The sequence below is a fragment of the Bacillus cereus group sp. N8 genome (genome assembly GCF_016483685.1).
Classification (GTDB): domain Bacteria; phylum Bacillota; class Bacilli; order Bacillales; family Bacillaceae_G; genus Bacillus_A; species Bacillus_A proteolyticus.
Map to the genome: position 1 here is coordinate 1 of NZ_JAEHBK010000140.1, position 388 is coordinate 388.

Consider the following 388-nt stretch of genomic DNA (forward strand, 5'->3'; position numbering starts at 1 on the left):
AACTAGAGGATACGATTCAAAAAGTACAGCAATTTGAAAGCAAAAAAGAAAAAAGCAATGCGGAAGACATTCTCGATGCCCTAAACCAACAAGTTCAAATTGCAGGCAAAATGGGTAGTTTATCTTATACTGATCCGCAACTTCAGGCCTTCTTTAAGCTAGATGAGTTGGCAAAAGGCATTCATGAAATGGATACACAAATCACGAATGCGGAAAAAGAAGCGCAACTGCAAGCTGAAAGAGAAATGAAGAAAAAGCAAGAGGAATGGGCGGAACATCATCCAGTGGAGGCTTGGCTTCAAAACTTTTCCAAAAGTGCCGGTGAGAAATGGGATGTATTGAGAAAAGGTACAAAATGGGTAGGGGAGAACATCCCTTTCCTAAAAGG

General features: G+C 40.7%; 1 pseudogene. It reads left to right on the top strand.

Annotated features, from left to right (window positions below):
- Positions 1 to 388, top strand: a pseudogene (locus JDS80_RS31865) (T7SS effector LXG polymorphic toxin); the annotation flags it as partial.